The organism is Arthrobacter sp. 210 2 (assembly GCF_059093025.1).
This window is the reverse complement of sequence record NZ_JBNHIE010000005.1, coordinates 71834-92814: the sequence shown is the minus strand read 5'-3', so window position 1 is coordinate 92814 and position 20981 is coordinate 71834. Positions and strand designations below refer to the sequence as shown.

General features: G+C 64.8%; 19 protein-coding genes and 1 pseudogene. 13 read left to right on the top strand and 7 right to left on the bottom strand.

What is annotated here, in order from left to right:
• Nucleotides 1-36: 36 nt before the first annotated feature.
• The 3 genes from AC5RWA_RS11570 to AC5RWA_RS11560 all read right to left on the bottom strand — a co-directional run bounded on the left by AC5RWA_RS11570 (nt 37) and on the right by AC5RWA_RS11560 (nt 6195).
• On the bottom strand, nt 37-2622 hold the full coding sequence (locus AC5RWA_RS11570) for a cation-translocating P-type ATPase (RefSeq protein ID WP_494057718.1): 2586 nt from the start codon (nt 2620-2622) through the stop codon (nt 37-39).
• Nucleotides 2619-5777, bottom strand: coding sequence for an HAD-IA family hydrolase (locus AC5RWA_RS11565; RefSeq protein WP_494057717.1), 3159 nt, complete (start codon nt 5775-5777; stop codon nt 2619-2621). Before AC5RWA_RS11565 ends, AC5RWA_RS11570 begins: the two co-directional genes overlap by 4 nt.
• 160 nt (nt 5778-5937) lie before the next feature.
• Complete coding sequence (locus tag AC5RWA_RS11560) at nt 5938-6195, bottom strand: SHOCT domain-containing protein (RefSeq protein WP_494057716.1); 258 nt, start codon at nt 6193-6195, stop codon at nt 5938-5940.
• Between the two features lie 185 nt (nt 6196-6380).
• Here AC5RWA_RS11560 and AC5RWA_RS11555 point away from each other — a divergent pair, with 185 nt between their 5' ends.
• Genes AC5RWA_RS11555 through AC5RWA_RS11545 form a run of 3 tightly spaced genes read left to right on the top strand, consistent with a single transcriptional unit; the run spans nt 6381 to nt 9464 of the window.
• Nucleotides 6381-7367, top strand: a complete 987-nt coding sequence (locus tag AC5RWA_RS11555; RefSeq protein ID WP_494057715.1) for a polysaccharide deacetylase family protein — start codon at nt 6381-6383, stop codon at nt 7365-7367.
• 29 nt (nt 7368-7396) lie between these two features.
• Nucleotides 7397-8551 carry an alpha/beta hydrolase gene (locus tag AC5RWA_RS11550; protein WP_494057714.1) on the top strand — a complete coding sequence of 385 codons (1155 nt, stop codon included), beginning with the start codon at nt 7397-7399 and terminating at the stop codon, nt 8549-8551.
• Entirely contained in the window at nt 8517-9464 is a 948-nt protein-coding gene (locus tag AC5RWA_RS11545) for an alpha/beta fold hydrolase (protein ID WP_494057713.1), read from the top strand. The genes AC5RWA_RS11550 and AC5RWA_RS11545 overlap by 35 nt, the downstream gene beginning before the upstream one ends.
• Nucleotides 9465-9482: 18 nt before the next feature.
• Here the strand turns inward: AC5RWA_RS11545 and AC5RWA_RS11540 are convergent, their stop codons facing one another.
• Nucleotides 9483-10247, bottom strand: a complete 765-nt coding sequence (locus AC5RWA_RS11540) for a glycosyltransferase family A protein (RefSeq protein ID WP_494057712.1) — start codon at nt 10245-10247, stop codon at nt 9483-9485.
• A gap of 147 nt (nt 10248-10394) precedes the next feature.
• Here AC5RWA_RS11540 and AC5RWA_RS11535 point away from each other — a divergent pair, with 147 nt between their 5' ends.
• Nucleotides 10395-10865 (top strand): GyrI-like domain-containing protein, encoded by a 471-nt coding sequence (locus AC5RWA_RS11535; RefSeq protein WP_494057711.1) that lies wholly within the window; start codon nt 10395-10397, stop codon nt 10863-10865.
• A gap of 39 nt (nt 10866-10904) precedes the next feature.
• Here the strand turns inward: AC5RWA_RS11535 and AC5RWA_RS11530 are convergent, their stop codons facing one another.
• Nucleotides 10905-11162 (bottom strand): metal-sensitive transcriptional regulator, encoded by a 258-nt coding sequence (locus AC5RWA_RS11530; RefSeq protein ID WP_050686490.1) that lies wholly within the window; start codon nt 11160-11162, stop codon nt 10905-10907.
• 122 nt (nt 11163-11284) lie between these two features.
• Here AC5RWA_RS11530 and AC5RWA_RS11525 point away from each other — a divergent pair, with 122 nt between their 5' ends.
• The 4 genes from AC5RWA_RS11525 to AC5RWA_RS11510 all read left to right on the top strand — a co-directional run bounded on the left by AC5RWA_RS11525 (nt 11285) and on the right by AC5RWA_RS11510 (nt 14992).
• Nucleotides 11285-11908, top strand: a complete 624-nt coding sequence (locus tag AC5RWA_RS11525) for a rhodanese-like domain-containing protein (protein ID WP_494057710.1) — start codon at nt 11285-11287, stop codon at nt 11906-11908.
• Entirely contained in the window at nt 11905-12807 is a 903-nt protein-coding gene (locus AC5RWA_RS11520) for a sulfite exporter TauE/SafE family protein (RefSeq protein ID WP_494057709.1), read from the top strand. Before AC5RWA_RS11525 ends, AC5RWA_RS11520 begins: the two co-directional genes overlap by 4 nt.
• A 205-nt stretch (nt 12808-13012) precedes the next feature.
• Nucleotides 13013-13309, top strand: a complete 297-nt coding sequence (locus AC5RWA_RS11515; RefSeq protein ID WP_494057708.1) for a rhodanese-like domain-containing protein — start codon at nt 13013-13015, stop codon at nt 13307-13309.
• 273 nt (nt 13310-13582) lie between these two features.
• Complete coding sequence (locus AC5RWA_RS11510) at nt 13583-14992, top strand: MBL fold metallo-hydrolase (RefSeq protein ID WP_494057707.1); 1410 nt, start codon at nt 13583-13585, stop codon at nt 14990-14992.
• Nucleotides 14993-15062: 70 nt separating this feature from the next.
• Here the strand turns inward: AC5RWA_RS11510 and AC5RWA_RS11505 are convergent, their stop codons facing one another.
• A complete protein-coding gene (locus tag AC5RWA_RS11505) occupies nt 15063-15401 on the bottom strand; it encodes a hypothetical protein (RefSeq protein ID WP_494057706.1) in 339 nt (112 codons plus the stop codon).
• Nucleotides 15402-15551: 150 nt separating this feature from the next.
• Between AC5RWA_RS11505 and AC5RWA_RS11500 the strand changes: the two are divergent.
• A pseudogene (locus tag AC5RWA_RS11500) lies at nt 15552-16217 on the top strand (DUF4386 family protein); the annotation flags it as partial.
• 19 nt (nt 16218-16236) lie between these two features.
• Here AC5RWA_RS11500 and AC5RWA_RS11495 read toward each other — a convergent pair.
• Nucleotides 16237-17142: a hypothetical protein gene (locus tag AC5RWA_RS11495; RefSeq protein ID WP_494057705.1), complete on the bottom strand. Its 906-nt coding sequence runs from the start codon at nt 17140-17142 to the stop codon at nt 16237-16239.
• 253 nt (nt 17143-17395) lie between these two features.
• On the opposite strand from AC5RWA_RS11495, the gene AC5RWA_RS11490 reads away from it, so the two are divergent.
• Genes AC5RWA_RS11490 through AC5RWA_RS11475 form a run of 4 tightly spaced genes read left to right on the top strand, consistent with a single transcriptional unit; the run spans nt 17396 to nt 20977 of the window.
• Nucleotides 17396-17662 (top strand): YegP family protein, encoded by a 267-nt coding sequence (locus tag AC5RWA_RS11490; RefSeq protein ID WP_494057704.1) that lies wholly within the window; start codon nt 17396-17398, stop codon nt 17660-17662.
• Between the two features lie 15 nt (nt 17663-17677).
• Nucleotides 17678-18640, top strand: a complete 963-nt coding sequence (locus tag AC5RWA_RS11485; RefSeq protein WP_494057703.1) for an ABC transporter ATP-binding protein — start codon at nt 17678-17680, stop codon at nt 18638-18640.
• A 1-nt stretch (nt 18641) separates the two neighbouring features.
• On the top strand, nt 18642-19814 hold the full coding sequence (locus tag AC5RWA_RS11480) for an ABC transporter permease (protein WP_494057702.1): 1173 nt from the start codon (nt 18642-18644) through the stop codon (nt 19812-19814).
• Entirely contained in the window at nt 19811-20977 is a 1167-nt protein-coding gene (locus AC5RWA_RS11475; protein WP_494057701.1) for an ABC transporter permease, read from the top strand. The genes AC5RWA_RS11480 and AC5RWA_RS11475 overlap by 4 nt, the downstream gene beginning before the upstream one ends.
• Nucleotides 20978-20981: the final 4 nt, after the last annotated feature.

Sequence of the window (20981 nt, the reverse complement as noted above, 5' to 3'; positions counted from 1 at the left end):
AGGGGCTTTGGTCCCTGCACGTGCCTGGCCGGGCGGCTAACCACTTATCCTTCCATTCCGGCGCAGCTTCTTGTGGGCCCAGTCGGCCGCAAGGACAGCAGGAATGGCCAGCACCGCGACGGCGAACCCGGCAGGCGGCGGTGCCAGGTGTCCCAGCATGGCGGGAATGGCGTAGAGGCATACAGCCAGGACAGCGAGTTCGGCCAGTATTGCCCAGAGCAGCAGCCGGTTGGTCAGCCAGCCCTGCTTCCAGGGCGGCAAAGTAGCGCTGCGGCAAGCGAAGGCATTGGCCAGCTGGCCAAGGACGACGGCGGTGAAGGCGGCGCCGGAGGCGGCCATGACAAGGGCTGAGTCCGCAGGAGTTCCCCGCATCCACCCGCCCGCGAACAGCACCGTTGAGAACGCCGCCATCTCCAGGGCCGCTTCAACAGGACCCAGGACGCAGAACACCCGGAACATGAGCCGGCTGTCCATCAAGTGCCGTTTCTCCGGCGGCCGCTTGAGGACTCCCTTGCCTGGCTTTTCACCGCCAAGGGCGAGCGCGGGGAGCAGATCGGTGCCGATGTCCAGGGCCAGGATCTGCAGCACGCCCAGCGCGAGGGGAAACTGCCCGCCGGACAACGCCCAGATGACAAATGGCGTCAGTTCCGCGACGTTGTCCGTCAGATGGTAGGTGAGGAAGCGGTGGATGTTCGAGTATGTGGCACGGCCCTGTTCGATCGCAGCGACGATTGTGGCGAAGTGGTCGTCCAGGAGCACCAGGTCGGCTGCTTCCCGGGCAACATCGGTTCCGCTGAGCCCCATGGCAACACCGATGTCCGCTTCCTGCAGGGCAGGGCCGTCATTGACGCCGTCGCCCGTCATGGCCACAATGTGGCCGCGGGCCTGTAATGCCCTCGCCACCCGCAGTTTCTGTTCGGGCGAGACCCGGCTCACCACGATGCCGTCACGGTCAAGCAAGGCGCCCAGGATCTGTTCGTCCTCGGGAAGTTGCGAGCCATCAAGAACGGTTTCCGGAGTGCCCATCAAGCCGATTTCACGGGCGATGGCAGCAGCAGTTTCCGGATGGTCGCCGGTGATCATGCCAATGCGGATCCCTGCCTCCCGTGCGGTCCTGATAACGTCGCCGACGTCCGGCCTGGGCGGGTCGTGGAGGGCGATCAGGCCCAGGAGCTTAAGCCCTGTTTCCACTGCCTCCGGCGGCAGGTCCAGCCAATCCGCGGCTGGGCCGGGAAGCTCCCGGGTGGCAACCGCGATGACCCGGAGCCCCCTGGACGCCATCTTTGCCACTTCGGCTGCCGCGGCAACCGCCGGTTCCCCGCATAGCGGCAGGACTGACTCCGGCGCCCCTTTGAGGTAAAGGGTGTTGCCGATGATGACGGATTCGCGGCGTCGTCGCGGGTCGAACGCAAGCCGTCGTGCAGGGATCACGTCGCCAGGGTCCCTGCCGGAAAGGCGCCGGGCCAGGACATCGATGGCGGCTTCCATTGGGTCGCCCTCGGCCACCCACTCGCCGCCATGCAGCGCAGCACGCCCTTGGGATGCCGCCCGTGCTGCAAGGGCTGCCCGGGTGGCCAGGGAAACACCAGTGCCCTCAATGATGGCAGTGGGCCGGTACCCCTCCCCCGCGATCCGGATGCTGCCGTCAAACGTGTAGACCTCGACGGCGTTCATCCGGTTTTGCGTCAGGGTTCCCGTCTTATCCGTGCAAATAAACGTTGTTGACCCCAAGGTCTCCACGGCTTCGAGATTCCGGACCAGGGCGTTCCGGGCAGCCATGCGCTGGGCCCCCATAGCCAGGGACAGCGTGACGGTGGGCAGCAGGCCCTCCGGAATAAGGGCCACTGCGACGCCGATGGCGAAGAGGAAGGCGTCCCGCCACGGGATTCCCACCAGCAGTGATACAACAAAGAAAAGCCCGGCGATGGCGAGCGCAACCGCGGCGATCAGGCGAACGATCCGGCGCAATTCCAGGGAAAGTGGCGTAGGTGGCGACACGGTTCCGCTGGTCAGAGCGGCGATGCCGGCAAGGCGTGTGTTCGCGCCGGTCCTGGCTATCACTGCTTCGGCTTGGCCGTTCACCAGGAAGGTTCCGCCCCACGCTTCATCTCCTGCTGCCTTCGGCACAGGTTCACTTTCACCTGTCAGCATTGATTCATCCACGGTGCAGGCTGAAACCGTCGCCAGTGTCACGTCGGCCGGTACCCGGTCCCCCGCAGCCAGGAGAACCGCGTCCCCCGGGACCAGTTCGCTGGTGTGGACGCGGAGAAGCCGCCCGTCCCTGCGGACGGACACATCGGCCGGCAGCAGGCCCCGTAGTTTTGCCGCCGCGTGTTGCGCGCGTTCCTGCTGAATATGGGCGAAAATACCGTTCACGATGACAACAATGATGATTGCCGTGCCCAGTTGCGGCATACCGGCGATAAAGGCCAGCGCGGCCGCGCACCACAGCATCAGTGCGAAGAAGTGAGTCAGCTCACCAAGGATTTTTCGCCACTGCGTTACGGCCTTTGCGCCGGGAAGTACGTTTGGTCCGGTTTCCTTCAGCAGGGCCGCCGCACGCTCGGAACTTAGCCCGGCTGTGTCCACCCCCGTGCCGGGCGGCACCCTCCGCTGTGTCACTGATGCTCCACGGCAGCGAGCGGAAACTCCCGTGTGTCGCCGGCAGACAGGAGGACTTGTTCAGAGCCGACCCGGAGGCAAATGGCGGACGCGTCACCCGGAGCTGCTGAGACCGTCAATTTTCCGTGCTCCAGGTAGATAGCGAGCAGATGGTCGCGGTAGCGGACCTGGAAAGACACTGCCCGTATGCCTTTGGGCATCCTGGGTGCGAAGAGGAGCGCATCAGCGGTGATGCGGAGCCCGGCGAAGGTCCGCTGCACAACGTCGATGGTTCCAGCCATCGCCCCAAGGTGAATCCCTGTGCGGGTAGTGCCTCCCTGGGTGTCGTCGAGGTCCGCGCTGAGGGCTTCACGGAAGGTGCTCCAGGCCCGGTCCGGGTCCCTTGCCGCCAGCACTGACGCATGCGCCACCCGGCTGAGGGTGGAGCCGTGCGCCGTGCGTGCCAGGTAGTAATCGACGGTCTTTTCGAGTTGCGCGGTGGACACTTCATAACCCAGGCCGGCCAGAAAGAGCGTTAGTTCCTTTTCTCCGAGGACGTAGAGCAGCATGAGCACGTCAGCTTGTTTGGCCAGCCGGTAACCATTTGTGCTGTCTCCTTCGGCCTCGAGGATCAGGTCCAGGCGTTCGATGTTGGTGTAGGCGCTCCGGTAGTGCTCCCAGTCCAATTCGCGCAGTTCTTCATAACCCGCGAACTGGCTGATGATGCCGTCATGGAAGGGCACGAACATCCGTGTGCTGACGTGCCGCCAACCGTCGATTTCCGTTCCGTCCACCTTCAGGCGCCGCTTGAGGTCCTCAAGGTCGTGTCCGTGGAGCAGTGCCATGATCCCGCAGGCCTGGGCGCAGACCCAGGCGGCCATGACATTTGTGTACGCGTTATCGGTGAGCCCCGGTTCCGGACTGAGCGGGTAGCCGGTGTGATACTCGTCCGGGCCCATGATGCCCCGGAGGTGGAACCGGTCCATGTCCGGGTCGTGGTCCGCCATGGAGGCCACGAGGCGTGCCACCTCGACGATCAGCTCGGCCCCATGCCGAAGGAGCCATTCCCTGTCCTGCGTGGCCAGGTAGTACTGCCAGGCGTTGAATGCGACAGCGAGGCCCGCGTGGCGTTGAAGGTGGGAGTAATCCGGCACCCACCGGCCCGAGCGCCGGTTGTAGAGCCAGCGCGGGGTCTCCTCCCTCCCGTCGCTTCCGCTCTGCCAAGGGAAAAGCGCTCCGTTCAGTCCTGCTGCTGCGGCCGCTTCCCGGGCGGCGGGAAGCCTGCGCCACCGGTAGTTGATCAGGGATCGCGCCACCGAGGGCATCCTGGTGGTAAGGAGGGGCAGGACGAAGAGCTCATCCCAAAAGATGTGGCCCCGGTAGCCCTCGCCGTGCAGCCCGCGTGCGGGCACCCCGGCGTCCAGCTCAGCAGTGTTTGGGGTGAGTGTCTGAAGCAGGTGGAAGACGTGCAGGTTCAGGATCAGCTGCACCTGCGGGCTGCCGTCGAGACTGATGGCGAATAGGCCAAGCAGCCTGTCCCAGGTGTCCCTGTGCCGGGACAGCAAGTGCTCAAAGCTTGGACCTTCTGCCCGGAGGACGTTTCCGGCGGCAAGTGCAGGGGAAGAAACTGCCCGGTCACGGGAGCTGGCCATCGCCGCAATCCTGGTGATACCTACCGGCACGGCGTCCGTCAGCTGAAGTTCCCAGGACCGGTAGTGGACTCCTTCCTCCTCGCCCGGCCCCTCATCGGCCACCTGCCCGGAGACATCCGTCCGCGATGCTGCCGCGATCCGGATGTGGCTTTGGCTCGTTTCCACTTCCACGATCGTCACCGGCCCGGCCGGGTCCGACACTGCGAGCGGGACAAGGTGATGGTGGTTCAGGAGTGCGTCTTCCGGCAGGTTCTCATTGGTCACGCCCGTGTCCGTTCCACTGCGGACCACAGCTGAACCGCTCCAGCCCACTGCCGTGAGGGAAGTATCGAGCGCCATGAGGTGCGGCTGGGCCATCGACACAAACTTCCGCTGGCCCAGTACCAGCCGTCGCCCGTCCGGTGCTTCCAGGACTGCTTCCCGTTCCAGGATGGCCCGGCGCATGTCGAGCACCCGCCGCTCCCGAATAATCTTCAGGCCGCCCCGGGAGCACCAGTCGGTTCCGTCGAGGCGGATGTCCAGCACAAGGCAGTTGGGCGCGTTGACCATGTGCTCGTCTTCCACGTCCTGGCCCTGGACATTGCTTACCAGCCGGTTGTACACACCAGCAAGGTACGTGCCGGGGTAGTGGACGTCGCTCCTGCTGCTCTCGGGCGCAGCACCGCGGACTGCCAGGTACCCGTTCCCCAGCGTGGTCAGCGCCTCCCGGTGACCTTCGTGGGCGGGATCGTAGCCTTCATAGATCAGACGCCATGGGTCGGTCAGGACACGGCCCAGGTCCAGCTGGCCGACGTCAGTCAGCACAACATCGGCGCCTGCCTCCTCCAGTTCGGTTCTCCTGCCCGCCCTGTCGATGCCGACAACCAGGCCGAAACCGCCGCGGCGAGCTGCCTCCACACCGGCTGCGGCGTCTTCAATGACTACCGCCCGGGCAGGTGCCACCCCCAGCCTGTGTACGATCTCGAGGAGGATTGCGGGGTCCGGTTTTCCCGGAAGCCCAAGTTCGGCTGCCATGACGCCGTTCAGCACAAGGTCAAATGAACCAGAGAGGCCTGCCGCCGCGATGACAGCGGAAGCATTACGGCTGGAGGTCGCCACCGCCAGGGGAATGTGTGCCGAGCGCAGCCTGTCGATCAGTGCGACCGTTCCCGGAAAGGTCCTCACGCCATCGCGTGCCAGCCGCGCCTTGAACAGCTGGTCCTTGAGCTTGGCCAGGCCATGTACGGACCACGTGCCGGCGCTGTCCGCGCGGTCGCCTTCGGGCAGGGTGACGCCGCGGGCCGCGAGGAAGGTTGTCACGCCGTCTTCCCGGGGCCGGCCGTCCACATAGGCCAGGTAATCGTCCTTGGTGAAGGGATCCCGCCGTGCTTCAGCAGGAAGCCGGGGATCTGCCAGCACGTCGTCGAAAATTTGCTTCCAGGCAGCTTCATGCACCGAGGCCGTGTCCGTCACCACGCCGTCCAGGTCAAAGATCACAGCATCAAAAGGTGACAACGCCGCAGAAGCAGTGGGTGAGGCGGTCATGGCGGATCCCCGCCGGCCGGCAAACCCACGCGAAGGAACAACGTGCGGAGCCCACGTCGGAACTGCACGGCACGGCTACCTATTACGGCCAGCCGCTGCAGGTGGCAATCGGCTCCTGCGGATTCGGCTGGCACCCGCTGTGGAATGGAGCAGCCAGGCCTCATCTGCGGGGACCACGCCGAAGAACATCAAGCCTGGCGGTGTATTCGGATTCGTCGATTTCTCCGCGTGCGAACCTTTGCGCCAGCAGATCCTCCGCATAGCCAGGGCTCGACCCGGGATTGGTCCCCCGGTTGGCCGGTCCGAGCGCCCGGGCCAACAGGACGATGGCCGCAATAACAGCACCCCAGAACAGGACAAAACTTATGACCATGAGGACCGAGCCCCAACCGCCCATGGTGCCGTTCCAAAACATCATTTCGCGTCCTCCCATTGCGGCCGGGCAACGATCCACACGGCCTGGAATCACTGTTGCCCGCCCTTCGCTGCACCGCCAGAGGCTTAGGTCCCGGCCATGCGGAGATCGCCGGGATTGTATGACTTTCGGCTCTGGTCCAAGGACCGTGGCCGGGAGCATTGTGAGGGGATAAGGAGCTGAAGGCCATGTCCCAACCAACCCCTGGAAGCGGACGACGGCGCGTGGTCGCCGTCGTGGCGGCGCTTGGCTTGCTGGCTCTCGTCATCGCGCTCGCTGTTGTGATGACGTCCCCGCCCGGCAGCCCGCCGTCGTCCGCCCCTGTGCAGACCTCCACGGGTCCGGCCGTGGGCTCCCCCGCTCCGACGCCGTCTCCTACGGCGCCTACCGCGCCTTCACAACCGCCGTCCCCGCCCCCGGCAGGGACAGAGACGCCCGAAGCCGGCCAGACTCCGGTCGAGCCGCCCGTAACGCTGCCGCCTGTCCCTCCACCCGAACCGCCCGGCACAGCAGCGCCTCCCCCCGCTGATCCTTTCCCGGCTTCACTTCGGGGCCAGGATCTCACCAGCCTTCCCGGCGCCGGGAATGTGGTCGCGTTGACGTTCGACGCCGGAGCGAATGCCGCCGGCCTGCCAAAAATCCTGCAAGCACTTGCCGCCAAGGGCGTCCCAGGCACCTTCTTCCTCACCGGCAACTGGGCTGAAACGAATCCGGGAGCGGTTGGGCAGATTGTTGCCGGCGGACACCGCGTGGCCAACCACTCCATGACGCACCCCGGGTTCACCGGCCTCTCTGACCAAGTGATCGCCCAACAGGTTCTGGGGGCAGAACAGGTGATCCTGGCAGCCGGCGCGGATCCGAGTCCCTTCTTCCGCTTCCCCTACGGCGAACGGAACGCAAGGACCATCACCGCCGTGAACAATCTGGGCTACGTAGCGGTCCGCTGGACAGTGGATACCCTCGGCTGGAAAGGAACCAGCGGCGGCATCAGCCCGGAAACCGTGATCGACCGGGTGCTTGCCACACTCCAGCCCGGCGAAATCGTCCTCATGCACATCGGCTCCAATCCCGATGACGGGAGCACCCTCGACGCCGACGCACTGCCCGCCGTCATCGACAGGATCGGTGCGGCCGGCTACCGTTTCGTCACCGTCGACGTGCTGTTGGGCGGCTAGAAAACCCGCCGAACCCCTAGAATTGAAGGATGACCGCGGTGGCCGCCGGTTCCGGCAGTACCTTTTCCTTGGCTCGCAATGCCCGGGGCGTGTTGCGCCGTGTGCCTGTGTGGACCTGGCGGTTCGTGATGCTGGCGGTGGGCTCCCGCGAGCGTGCAAGGTTCAACACGGACCCCCTCACTGACGTGGCGTACACCCAAGACCTGGACTACGGTGGCGATGGCCTGGCCGCCCACCGCCTCGATGTGTTAACCCCCCTGGCCACGACACCTGCAGACCATCGAGGCGCTGCCAGGGCTGGAGAATTGCTTCCCGTTTACGTCTACTTCCACGGCGGAGGGTGGACGTCCGGTGACAAGGCCGCCGTGACGAAATACTGTGCAAACCAGGTCCTGGGCGGCATGGTGGTGGTGAACGTCAATTATCGGCGGGCGCCCCGCTTCCATATGGTTCATGTGCTTGAGGACGCAAACGCTGCACTGGCATGGGTGGACGCCAACATCAGCGCGTATGGCGGGGATCCCCAGCGCCTGGTCCTTGGCGGAGACTCGGCCGGCGGCCACATCGCGGCTTTGCTCACTGCGCTTAGCCTGCGTCCCGAACTGGCCGCGCATTACTCCCTGCAACCCGCCATTCCCGCGGGGCACCTGAAAGGGCTGGTCCAACACTGCAGCGCGGTCGATTTCTCCGTCTTTTTCGAGAGCGGCTTTGTCCTCAGCCTGAACTTTGTCCGCATGCTGCTGCCATCGGAGGGCCTGCCACGGCGCCGCAGCCTCAGGTTGCGTCAAGCCCGTGAGGCGGCCGAGCGCCTGAAGGCCGCCGCCGGTTTCGTCTCCCCCATTGAGTGGCTGGACAACAGGCACCCGCCGGTCTTTGTCACCACTTCCGAGCGGGACTTCTTCTACAGAGCCAATGTGAACTTCATTGAGCGGCTCCGAAACCACGATGTATCGGTGGAGACGCTGATTTACCCGTGGGAGAACGCGAACACTGAACATACGTGGCAACAGGATTACCGCTACCCGGAATCCCAGGAAGTCTACCGCCGGCTGCGTGCCTTTGTTCGGAACGTTGCGGAGCTCCCCACGAACACGTTCCCCGGGACCCATGACCCTAACGAAGGGACGCCGTCGGGGCTATCTTTGAGTCATGGCCGGGCAGGATCAGGAACAATACGGGGTTGACCCCGAGGAGTTCGGCTCTGCACGCGTGGATGCGGCCGCCTTGTTGGACGCCGGCTTGGTGGACTTCGATTGGTCGGTACCGCCTTCGGGCTCAGCGCGGCGCACCATCAAAGCTCCCAGCGGGAACCTTGCAGCACTGACCCTGGGTGACCCGAATCAGCCTTGGGTTGTCCTCGTGCCCGGAGCCACGGGTTCGAAGGAGGACTTCTCGCTCATGATGCCAGTCATCGCTGACGCCGGGTACTTTGTCCTGAGCTTTGACCTGGCTGGCCAGTATGAGTCGGCGGCCGCCGGGCCGGAAAACCTGGTACCGCCAAGGCAGCATTATGACTACCAGCTGTTCGTCGCTGACTTCCTTGCCGCCCTGACGGAAGCCGGCGCACCGGCCCATGTGGTGGGATACTCCTTCGCGGGTATTGTGGTCCAGCTCGCCTATGCGGAGCATCCGGAGCTGTTCAGAACCCTCACCCTCATGAGTTGTCCGCCCGAGCCCGGCCGTAGTTTCAGGGGCGTGAGCCGGATCGGCCGGTTCAGCAGCTGGGCCAACGGCTGGATCGGCGGCGCCCTGGTGATCTGGGCCATCCGCGGCAACTTCGTGCACGTACCGCCGGGGAGGCAGCGGTTCGTCAACTACCGGTTCCGCTTTACCCGCCGCGCCTCCGTGCGGGACATTTACACGCTTATGCAACACGCACCGGATCGTCGGCAAGCGCTGGCAGAGGCGCCGATCCCGAAGTTCGTTGCCGTAGGCGAGCACGATTTGTGGCCACTCCGGCTGCACAGGCTGTTTGCCCAGGCAATACGGGCCCGAATCGGCGTGTACAGGGGTGGCCATAGCCCCTGCGAGACGTCGCCGTACGAGTTCAGCCGGGATCTCCTGGCCATCTACGCCAAGGTTGACCGGCCGGTTTGAAACAGGAGGCGTGCGGTACTACTTGTCGCCTTGCCCGCTTCCGCCCTGCCGCCACCGGAAGCGGTCCAATCGGCGGCGCAAGGGCGGTTCATCTCGGAATTCAACCCGGAACGTCACCAGGGTCATTGCAATATGGCGCCCAAACGAGGACCAGCTGGCGAACGGGCGCGCCGACACCCCCACTGTCAAGGTGGGCTCGTAGATGACCGTCATGTGCGGGCGCAGGCGGTAGGAGATATCGACGTCGTCATGGACATCCGCGTTGTCCCGCACCACTGCCGTCCGGATCTCCGCCCAGACATCCCTGGTCAGGGCAAAGTTGGATCCGTAGACGGGAGGATGGCCCAGCAGGAAGCCGACGACCGTGAAATAGGCAGCCAGGAACAGATGGCGGCCGGACCAGCGGACCAGGGGGTTGCCGCCGTAAAAGTCACCGGGTCCCGTGACGGCAGTGAATGTCCCTGACATCCCGAGGATGCCCGCCACGTGTTCGAGCCAATCCGGCGGGGGCCTTGAGTCGGTATCCAGCCTGGCGATGATCCAGCCCGCAGCGGCATCAAAACCCGCAGCGGCCGTCGCGGAAATGCCTGGCAGGTCTACCAGTATGTGCGTTACTCCTGCCGCTGCGCAGATGGCGGCGGTGTCATCACTGCTTGCGTTGTCGACAACAATAATCTCGTCGGCAGGCCTGCTTTGCCGGGCCAGCAAGGCCAGGCAGGTCCGCAGTTGACGTCCGTCATTGCGTGTCGGGATGACAACCGAGACCGAGGGGACACCATCCATAGCGAGAGCCTACCTGCGAGCAGGACCGGGCGGCGGACGAAGACGCGCTCCCCAATCCAGGGCTCGCTGCTTGGAGCAAGGGCAGCATGGCCGGTTTAGGGTCCTAAGGCACTGTGACACCTGGTACCGCAGGCGCACGCTGGTGCCATGAATGATACTGCCCAGCACCCGAGGAAAGTCCATCTCACGCAGCAGCCCGTCGCCGTCGTCCGTGAACGGGTCCGCATGGATTCACTCACGGATTTCTTCGGCCGCGCCTTCGGGACAGTCATGGCTGCAGCCCAGCTGCAGGGCGCCGGCCTCGCAGGCCCTCCGTTCGCGCTCTACCGGGGAACGCCAACCGACACTGTTGACGTAGAAGCAGGATTCCCTATCAGCGGAGACTTCGCGGAGTCGGAAGGAGTAGTCTCTGGCACTTTGCCTGAAACCGATGCCCTCGAAGCGATCCACACTGGGCCTTACGACACACTCCAGGCGACCTACGGAGAAATTCAGCGACAGATGGCAGCCGAAGGCCTCACCCCTGCGGACACGATGTGGGAGTTCTACCTGAGTGCTCCGGAAACGGAACCCGACCCCGCGAAATGGCAAACAAGGGTTGTTTGGCCGGTCGCGTAATTCACTTCGATACGGCATTGAACGTGACTTTCATCCCTGTCAGGCGAGGGAGAGGAAGAGCTTTTCCAGTTCCTTTTTGTCCATCGTTGCGTCCTTCTGGACAATGCACTGCTCCAGCCCGGTGGCGATGATCGCGAACCCGGCCCGGTCCAGCGCCTTCGATACAGCAGCGAGCTGGGTAACGACGTCCTTGCAGTCCCGGCCTTCTTCAAGCATGCGGGTAACAGCGGACAGCTGGCCCTGGGCGCGCTTGAGGCGGTTGATCACGGGCGTCAGTTCTGAGGGATTGAGTTCCACGTTTTCTCCAAAGGTCGATTGCTCCCCTCAATGATATACCCCCTGGGGTGTTTGACGTACCCCTGGGGGTATCTGTAATACTCGGTGGGGTATTCACCCTTCCCCTTCCGAGAGGCCAACCAATGACTTCCCCTTCCACGGCACCGGCCGTTACCGCACTCGCCCCTGAGACCCTCCAGTCCTGGTTCAAAGAGCACCAGGACCTCGTGGTGATCGATGTCCGCTCCGCCGCTGAGTTTGAGTCCCTGCATATCCGCGGCTCCTACAACGTGCCGCTGCCGCTTCTCTCAGAGCACACCGATGAGCTCGCCGCCCGGCTGGGTTCCCGCGTGGTCCTGGTCTGCCAGTCCGGCGTGCGCGCCGAGCAGGCGCGCCAGCGCCTGGCCAAAGCCGGAATCGACACCGCCTACGTCCTGACCGGTGGCGCACCCGGCTTCGCCGCTGCCGGCGGGGACGTGGTCAAGGGCAAGGACCGCTGGGACCTTGAGCGGCAGGTCCGCCTTGTGGCCGGCTCCCTGGTGCTCCTGGGCCTGGCAGGCGGCAAGTTCATCTCCCCGAAGATCCGGACACTTGCCGGGGTCATCGGCACCGGCCTGACGTTCTCCGCGGCCACCAACACCTGCGCCATGGGCCGGGCCATCTCGGCCATGCCGTGGAACAAGGCCGCCAAGGAACCCACCCGCGAAAGCGCCATCCTTGCCCTGCCCGTCACCACCGAGGTGAACGCCGAGGCCAAGGCATCATGACCCTCACCCTCATCCTGGTTCTCGCCCTGTCGGTGGTCATCGGACTCTCGCTCGGCGTCCTGGGCGGCGGCGGCTCCATCCTGACGGTCCCGATCCTGGTCTACGTGGCCGGGTTCGAGGCCAAAGAAGCCATCGCAGCCTCGCTGTTCGTTGTCGGCGTCACCTCCGCCGTGAGCGTGTTAAGCCACGCACGCGGGGGAAGGGTGATGTGGCGGACCGGTCTGATCTTCGGGGCGGCCGGGATGGCCGGCGCGTTCGTCGGCGGACTGCTCGGCGGGCACATCCCCGGCCAGATCCTCCTCATCGCCTTCGCCATCATGATGGTGGCCACCTCCGTGGCCATGCTCCGCGGACGGAAGAAAAAGAACGACGACGGCGCCGCACCGGTCAAGCACGAACTGCCCCTTGGCAGGGTGCTGCTGGACGGGGCCGTCGTCGGGCTCATCACCGGCCTGGTCGGCGCCGGCGGCGGATTCCTCGTGGTCCCGGCCCTGGCACTGCTCGGCGGCCTGCCCATGTCCGTCGCCGTAGGCACCTCCCTGGTGGTCATCGCCATGAAATCCTTCGCAGGCCTCGCCGGATACCTCACGACCGTCCAGCTTGACTGGGGCATCACCCTTGGGGTGACCGCCGCCGCCATCGCGGGTTCCCTTGCCGGCTCCAAACTCGCCGGCCGGATCCCCGAAGCTGCCTTGCGCAAGGCCTTCGGCTGGTTCGTCCTGGCCATGGGCACCTTCGTCCTCATCCAGCAAGCCCCGGCCGACCTCCGGTGGTTCATCGCCGCAGGCGTAACAGCCCTCACCGCAGCCACCGCCGGCATCTGCTGGTTCTTCATCAGCTCCTGCCCCCTGCGCAACCGCACCAGCCGCCGCCGCAGCGGCATACCCTCACCGGCCTGAACCAACCATCAACCAAGGAGAACACCATGGGCCTCATCAGCTCCCTGAAAAAAGCCTTCAGCAAGCCCTACACAACAGTCTCAGTCGCTGAGGCTGGCCTACTCCCTGCGCGGCGGCATGGGCGCCTGGCGCGCAGCCGGCGAACCCGTCCGCTAGCTGAACCTTTCCGCTAATTACAGCCCGCACTATTTCGAAGGAGAAACCCATGGCTGAAATCACCATCACCGAAACCGACCAGCGGCGCACCAGCGCCCGCATCCTCGATGTCCGCGAAGACTTCGAAGTCGCCGACGGCATGATCCCCGGAGCCCTGCACATCCCCATGAACCAGCTGCAGGCACGCCTGTCAGAACTGGACCCGGCAGTGCCCGTCATTGCGGTCTGCCGCAGCGGCAACCGCAGTGCCGCCGTGGCTGATGCCCTCAACGGCGCAGGCTTTTCGGCGGACACCATGGCCGGCGGCATGATCGCCTGGACCCGCGCCGGCCTACCGACCACCTGACCCCGGCAGTCCCGCCTGTTCGCCCCACTTACGGGAAGGCGGCAGAACGGCACCATGCCGTCAGTGCCGGCCGCCTCGAAGAAGTCATCCAGGCCGTGAAAAACCTGGACCTGGACAAGCTACGCACCGACGCCGCACCGCAATAGCCCTAACACCCACAGCAAAAATCAACGGGCACGGTTAGCGTCGTGAAATACCCCAGGGGGTATAAGCGTTGGAATCAGATGAACGAAAGTACTAGCCTCCACCCTTATCCGAAGGAGATCACCCAAGATGCTTATCGAGCGCATTTACGACGAAGACCTCGCCCAGGCCAGCTACCTGATCGGCTGCCAGGCAAACGGCACCGCCATTGTTGTTGATGGCCGCCGGGACATCGCGGTCTACCAGGAACTGGCCGAGAAAAACGGCATGAAGATCATCGCCGTTACCGAAACCCACATCCACGCCGACTACCTCTCCGGCACCCGCGAACTCGCCGCCGCCACCGGCGCGAAGATCTACGTCTCCGGCGAAGGCGGACCGGACTGGCAGTACGAATTCGACGGCGAACGCCTCTACGACGGCGACAAGATCACCATCGGCAATATCAGCATCCAGGCCGTGCACACCCCGGGCCACACCCCCGAGCACCTGTCCTTCCTGGTCACCGACGGCGCCTTCAGCGACCAGCCCGGCTACCTCCTCTCCGGTGACTTCGTCTTCTCCGGAGACCTGGGCCGTCCCGACCTGCTGGACGAGGCAGCCGGCGGCATCGACACCCGCTTCGAAGGTGCCAAGCAGCTCTTCGCCAGCCTGCGGGACAAGTTCCTCACCCTGCCGGACTACGTCCAGGTCCACCCAGCCCACGGCGCCGGCAGCGCCTGCGGCAAGGCCCTCGGCGCCATCCCCTCCTCCACCGTCGGCTACGAGCGGCTCTACGCCTGGTGGGGCCCGTACCTCGCCGCCAACGACGAGCAGGGCTTCATCGACGAACTCCTGGACGGCCAGCCCGACGCGCACGCCTACTTCGGCCGGATGAAGCGCGAAAACCGTGAAGGCCCCGCCGTCATGGGAGAACGCGCCCCGCTGCCCGAATTGGCAACCGGCCCCGTCGCAGCAGGCCTGGCAGAAGACACCCTGACCTTCATCGACACCCGCCCCAACGCCAAGGTCCACGAAGGCACCGTAGCCCGTTCCCTGAACATCCCCGCGGGCAAGTCCGTGGCCAGCTACGGTGCCTGGGTAGTAAACCCCGAGACGGATAAGAACCCCCTGGTACTGCTCGCAGCAGACCAGGAACAGGCCATGGACATGTGGGACCACCTGGTCCGGGTCGGCATCGACAATGTCGCCGGCTACGTCACCAGTATCGAAGGGCTCCCCATGACTATGCCGAAGCTGATCCAGCCCGAGGAACTGGACAAATTCAATCCCGCCATGGTGCTGGATGTCCGCAACAAGACCGAGCACACTGCCGGGCACATCCCCGGCACGCACCAGCTCAGCGGCGGCCGCCTCATGTGGCACCTCGATGAGCTTCCCGCCGAGGGCACCATCGTCACCTACTGCCAGTCAGGCGTCCGGAACTCCGTAGCTGCCAGCGCACTGCGCCGGGCCGGGTACGACGCCGTCGAACTCGACGGCAGCTACGCCGCCTGGACCGCATGGCGGCAGGCACATGAAGAAGTGCCCAGCAATTAGACACGAGGCAGCAGCAACAGCGGGCTAAAGCCGCGGCGGCATCGATACCTCGCCGCCGAGGCTGTTCCCCTCAGGACCCGGCACCGGCAGCGGTGCCGGCTCGGCGGGTGAAAGTCACGTCCCACGGCTTGTCGCCATGGCCAATCTCTGACCACCCATCCCCGGCCAACTGCTGGCGAAGCCCAGCCAGGCTTGCCTCCATCCCCGGGGCCCACTGTTCGTCGGGAGGGGTGGCGCCCAAAGGCGGTCCCGAAAAGGTATCGCTGACATAAAGCCTTCGATCGCCGTCCGCCTTCCCAACGAACCTCAACTGGGTCCGGCCGTACTGGGACCCCAAGGTGTAAAGAATGCGGCGCCACCAAGAGCCGGATGCAGCATCCTCCAGCTCAATCTGCAGTGTTTCTTCCATTGGGCCAGCCTAAGAAGGTGCCGGACGCTTCACCAGAGACTTAGGTCATTACTTCCGCCCATGGCAACACCCGTCGGGAAGCGCCACCAGACAGGGAAACGGGTCAAAGGGCACTACCGCGCACCCCCGTGAAGGTACGACAGTTCAGTCATGGCTGATCGTCAATCATCGGTTTCGCACCAATCAAACCCCTTTACGGGCCTTCATGAATGGAAGCCACTTTTCGGGTGGGCGGGCGCCGCCTCGGTCCTCTTCGTGCTGCTTCTGATAGCGGCACTGGTACTTGACTTCCTGGCGCCTCCGCCGGTGCACGGAGGGGCCGAAACCCTTGAATTCATCGCCGCCAACAAGGGGAACTACATTGCGGAGCAGATCCTGTGGATCCTGCCCAACATCCTTCCCGTGTTGGTCTTTACCGCCCTCTTTGTCGCCCTGGCCCCCACGCAGAAAAGCCTCGCGTTGATTGCCTTCATTTTTGGCGCCCTGCCGTGGGCGCTTATCCTGGCAGTCCCCGTCAGCAGCCGCGGATCACTCAACCTCACTTACCTCAGTGACCGCTACATGGAGGCGGGAACGGAAGAAGAACGCCGGACATTTGCCACTGCCGCAGAGGCAATGATCGCGGAGAACAACACCCCCGCAATCGTCGGGACCCTTTCTGCCTTCGGAATCCTCCTGATGGCTGCTGCCATGAGCAGGGGGCCCAGAGGGCTTTTCCCCCGCTGGCTTGGGTGGTTGGGTGTGGCCACAGGAACGCTCGGCGTGGCAAGCGAAATCCTTCGCCATGCAGCGCCGGAATTCTACTGGGGTTACGGCATCCTGCTGTGGGTGTGGTTCATGGCAACCGGTATTGCGCTGATCCGGCTGTCCCCCGAACGAGCGGGCGGTAGATCATCAGGGCAAGGCCCGCGAAGAGCAGGGCGAAAGCCAGGAACGCCGCCATCAGCGCAAACGATGCATCAGGGTCTGCCTTGACGTACATCACCACAGCCATGGAAGCCACCGAGGCCGCCAGGAACGCATACCCGGTCAGCAGTGGATACATAATCTTCAGCGCCCACTTTGCACCCAAGAGCAAGCCAAGCCCCGAGGCTATGGCCGCCGGCACAATGATGCCAAGGTCCATCAACTTCACCATCCAGAAGGGCGTCGGACTGGATGCATATTCAGTCAGCGAGGCAGGGTTTGACCATGCCGTGAGCAGCGACCGCAGGTGCTGTCCAAAGACCAGGAACACCGCCACCACCAGCAGCGAGACGCCAGCCGTCTTCCGGACTGCAGGTGACGGCCACGGCAGGTCCCTGGGGACGGAGCCCAACGAGAGGACAACCGCGGCCTCGGCCAGGACGAAGACGCCCAGCAGCAGCGGGAACCAATATTCCACGTTCCCCGGCACCCGAAGATACTCCTGGCCGATGATTACCTGCGCATAGGTATAGATGGCATACACTCCGATGCCGCTGCCCAGGAGGGGTCCGGCAGCATAGCCGCGGAACACCAACACAGCGGCAATTACAGAAGCCGGGAAAACGATGAAGAGCGCCGCAGCGTCGCTGCCTACCAGTTGGTTAACGGTAGTTTCCGACGTCCGGTACTGCAAGAAGCCAAACCCCAGCGGTCCTGCGAGGGACGCAACGGCCATGCCCACCCCCAAGGCAACCAAAACAAGTGCCAGCGCCCGCGCCATACCCCGCTGCCGCCGTCGGCCGTTTCCTGCAACCCATCCCGCCATATTCTCCATGGCCCGGCACCTCCTGCCGAAAGGATAGGCAAGGGCCCCGGCACCGGATAGTGCCCAAAGGCCCTGAACCCGAATCGAACCCAATCACGGGACTTTGGCCCCTAACTGGCACTCACCGGTTCTGGCACGGTGGAGGGAGGCCCGAAAATGCACGATTGCTGGAGTGTTGTGTCTGGGCCACCACACCGGAAGCCGGCAGGCCGAACAAGCTCCACGGCCTGCTGGAGGCAACACTTGAGGGAGAGCCGAACTTATGGCGGGATCATTCGAACTGTTTGTCGATGAGGATGCACGCATCAGGTTCCGGCTGGTGATGCCGGACGGCAGAGTGCTTGCGGTGTCCGGGCAGTACCCGGACAAACACCAGGCGGCTGCCGCCATCAAGGATGTCCGCGAATGCGCCGGGACAGGCCTCATCAGCGACACCGGACCTGCTGCAGCCCGGGGCCGGGAGTCCCGGCGCGGCTACCAGAACCGGCCGCTCCATTCCGGCAGGGCTGGTTCCCTTGGTACCGCCTAGCGAAGCCGTTGCACCGTGACGGCGGAAGTTCAGACCCAAAAGGCGCAGGTTCTGGGTGTCACAGGCCTGGTCAAACGCTATGGTGACCATACCGTCGTCGACGGCGTGTCTTTCCACATCGAAGCCGGCGAAACCTACGGGCTGCTGGGTCCCAACGGGGCAGGCAAAACCACCATCATCTCGATGGTGGCCGGGCTGATACCGGCGGACAAGGGGGCCATCGAACTGGTTGGATCGGCCATGACTCCGGCGAGCACGCGGGTCAAGCGGCATATCGGGCTGGTACCGCAGGAACTTGCCATATACCCGGACCTGTCAGCGAGGGAAAACCTCCGGTTCTTTGGCCGCCTCCAGGGCCTCCGCGGCCAGGACCTGAAGAAGCGGGCCTCCGAGGTCCTCGATCTCATTGGGCTTGCGGACCGGGCCGGGGAGCAGACCAAGAAATTTTCGGGCGGAATGAAACGCCGGCTCAACATCGGCATCGGACTGCTTCACCGGCCAACCCTGCTGATCCTGGATGAACCAACAGTGGGTGTTGACCCGCAGTCCCGGAACTCCATCCTGGAATCGGTGGAAGGACTCGCCACAGAAGGAATGGCGGTGCTGTACACGACGCACTACATGGAAGAAGCGGAGCGGTTGTGCGACCGGATCGCCATCATTGACGAGGGCCGGATTCAGGCGGAGGGAACCCGGAACCAGCTGGTTGAGCTGACCGGAGGGGTGGACCGCATCGACCTGCGCGGCAGCGGAAACTCCAGCGCCGCTGCCACCGCGCTGCGGCAGCTTCCAGGGGTGCAGCACGTCGACGGCGGCGGGCCGGGTTTGACGCTGACCGTACACAACGGCCCGGGCCTGCTGGCCCCGATCGTGGCTGAAGCCGGCAGAACGGGGACGACACTGACCTCTGTAGAGATTGTCCGGCCCGATCTGGAATCGGTCTTCCTGCACCTGACCGGCAAAGCCCTGAGGGACTGAGATGCGCGGGCTCTGGACGATGATCGGCAACGACCTCAGGCAGCGGATCCGGGACAAGAGCGTGTTGATCTTCTCCCTCGTTGTCCCGCTGGCACTTATGGGCGTCCTGAACCTTTCCTTCGGGGGCTTCGACTCCGGAAGCGTCGAGCTGAAGCCCGCCACCGTCGTCGCAAGTTCGGAAGACAGCGGGCAGCTGGGTACTGCGCTGCTGGATGCTGTGGACTCACTGCCGGTCATGGATGTCACAGTGCGAAAGGTGCCTGGAGCCGACGTCAGCCGGGAGACCAAGGACACCGGAGCGGACCTGGGCATCATCCTGCCGGCGGAATTCACCGCGGCCGTCATGTCAGGACGTGCGGTTTCCGTCCAGGTTGTTGAAGGGGATTCTGCAGGCGTTGAAACGAACGTCCTGATTTCCGTCGTCGACGGCCTCCTGGAGCAGTTCGCGGCGGGGACTGTTACTGCAGCGGCTGGGGAGATAGCCGGGCTCCCCCACGAGGTCCTCGGCGGACTTGCCCAGCAGGCCGCAGCCGGCAGTCCGGCCCTGACACTGACCGAAGGCCAGGCCTCCGCGGAACAGCTCTCGCTCAAGGGAACCCTTGTGGCAGGCCAGGCCGGGCTCTTCCTGCTCTTCACCGTCGGCTTCGGCGTCCTGGGGCTGCTGGCTGAACGGGAGGAGGGCACGTTGTCCCGGCTGCAATCAACACCGGTGGCCCCCGGGACCATCATCACGGCCAAGGCCCTTGTTGGATTCATCCTGGGCGTCGTGGCCACCACAATCCTGCTGAGCGCCGGCAGCCTGCTGTTTGGCGTTTCCTTTGGTTCCCCCGCCGTCGTCGCGCTCCTGGTCCTGGCCGTAGCCGCGGCGGGTACCAGCCTGACGTTCATCGTCGCCCGTCTGGTCCGCAGCGCGGAACAGGCGAACATCGCCCAGTCCATTGTCGGAATGGTGCTGGGCATTGCCGGCGGCGCGTTCTTCCCCATCGAAGCCTCGGGTTTCCTCGCCACCCTGATGGATCTGAACCCCATTGCCGCCTTCATCAGGGGCCTGGGCATTACGGCGGGCGGCGGCGGGGTGGCCGACGTCGCACTCCCCCTCGCCATCATGCTGGGATTCGCGGCGGTGGCGACCCTGGCATCGCGCCTGGTTCCGGACAGGGGTGCCCGGGCATGAGAAGCATCGTCGGAATCGCGGGGGTGGAAGTACGCCGCTTCCTGCGGGACAGGTCCAATATCTTCTTCGTCTTCATTTTCCCCCTTCTCCTGATCCTGCTGCTTGGCTCCCAGTTCGGTGCGAACAGCGGCCAGGCACGCGTGGCCCTCTCCGGCGGTGCGGGCACAGAACTGGAAAAGGCCCTCAACGACCAGCTGGAAGAGGACGGCGTCCAGGTATCCACTGCCGGCGCGGGCACAGTGCGTGACCAGTTGAGCAGGGGCAGGACCGACGTCGGAATCTTCATTAATGGCGACGACGCCACGGCATTCGCCGGCGGCCAGCCAGCCGACCTTGAAGTGGTGGCAGCCTCGCAGTCGGCCGCCCAGGCTGTGCTTCAGCAGGTCCGCGCCACCATCCAGGTGGTGAGCACCGAGCGGCGGCAGCGGTCCCTTCTTGAATCCGCTGGTGTGGGCGCCCCGGAAGCGGCGGCAGCGCTGGAGCAGGCGGGGAAAGCGGTGGAACGGCCCCGCGTGGAGCTGGTGGACACCAGCGATGTCACGCAGGCATTCCAGGGATTGGGCAGGTTTGATCTTGGCGCCGCACAGCAGCTCCTGCTGTTCGTTTTCCTGAGTTCCCTCACGGGTGCAGCCACCCTGATCAAGGCCCGCAGGCTCGGCGTCATCGCGCGCGTCATGGCTGCCCCGGTCTCAAGCTGGCAGGTGCTGGCCGGGCAGGCGCTGGGCCGGTTCGGCATTGCCGCGGTCCAAGGCGGGTACATCATGGTCGGAACCGCCTTGCTCTTCGGGGTGGACTGGGGCGATCCCCTGCTGGCAGGGCTGGTCCTGGTGCTCTTTTGTGCCGTGTCAGCCGCCGCGGCGATGGTTGTTGGTTCGGTGATGGATAACGACGGCGCCGCGTCGGGTGTGGGGGTGGGCCTGGGCCTGGTGCTGGCTGGCCTGGGAGGATCCATGGTGCCGCCGGAGTTCTTCTCCGACACGCTCCAGACGGTGTCCCGTTTCACCCCGCACCGCTGGGCGTACGACGCCTTTGCGGACATCCAGCGGCACGACGGCACACTGGCCGACATCCTTCCGCAGCTCGGCGTCCTCGCCGCCACGGCACTTGCCTTGTTGGCGCTCGGGTCATTCCTGCTCCAGCGCAGCCTCAGCCGCGCCTTGTGAGGCG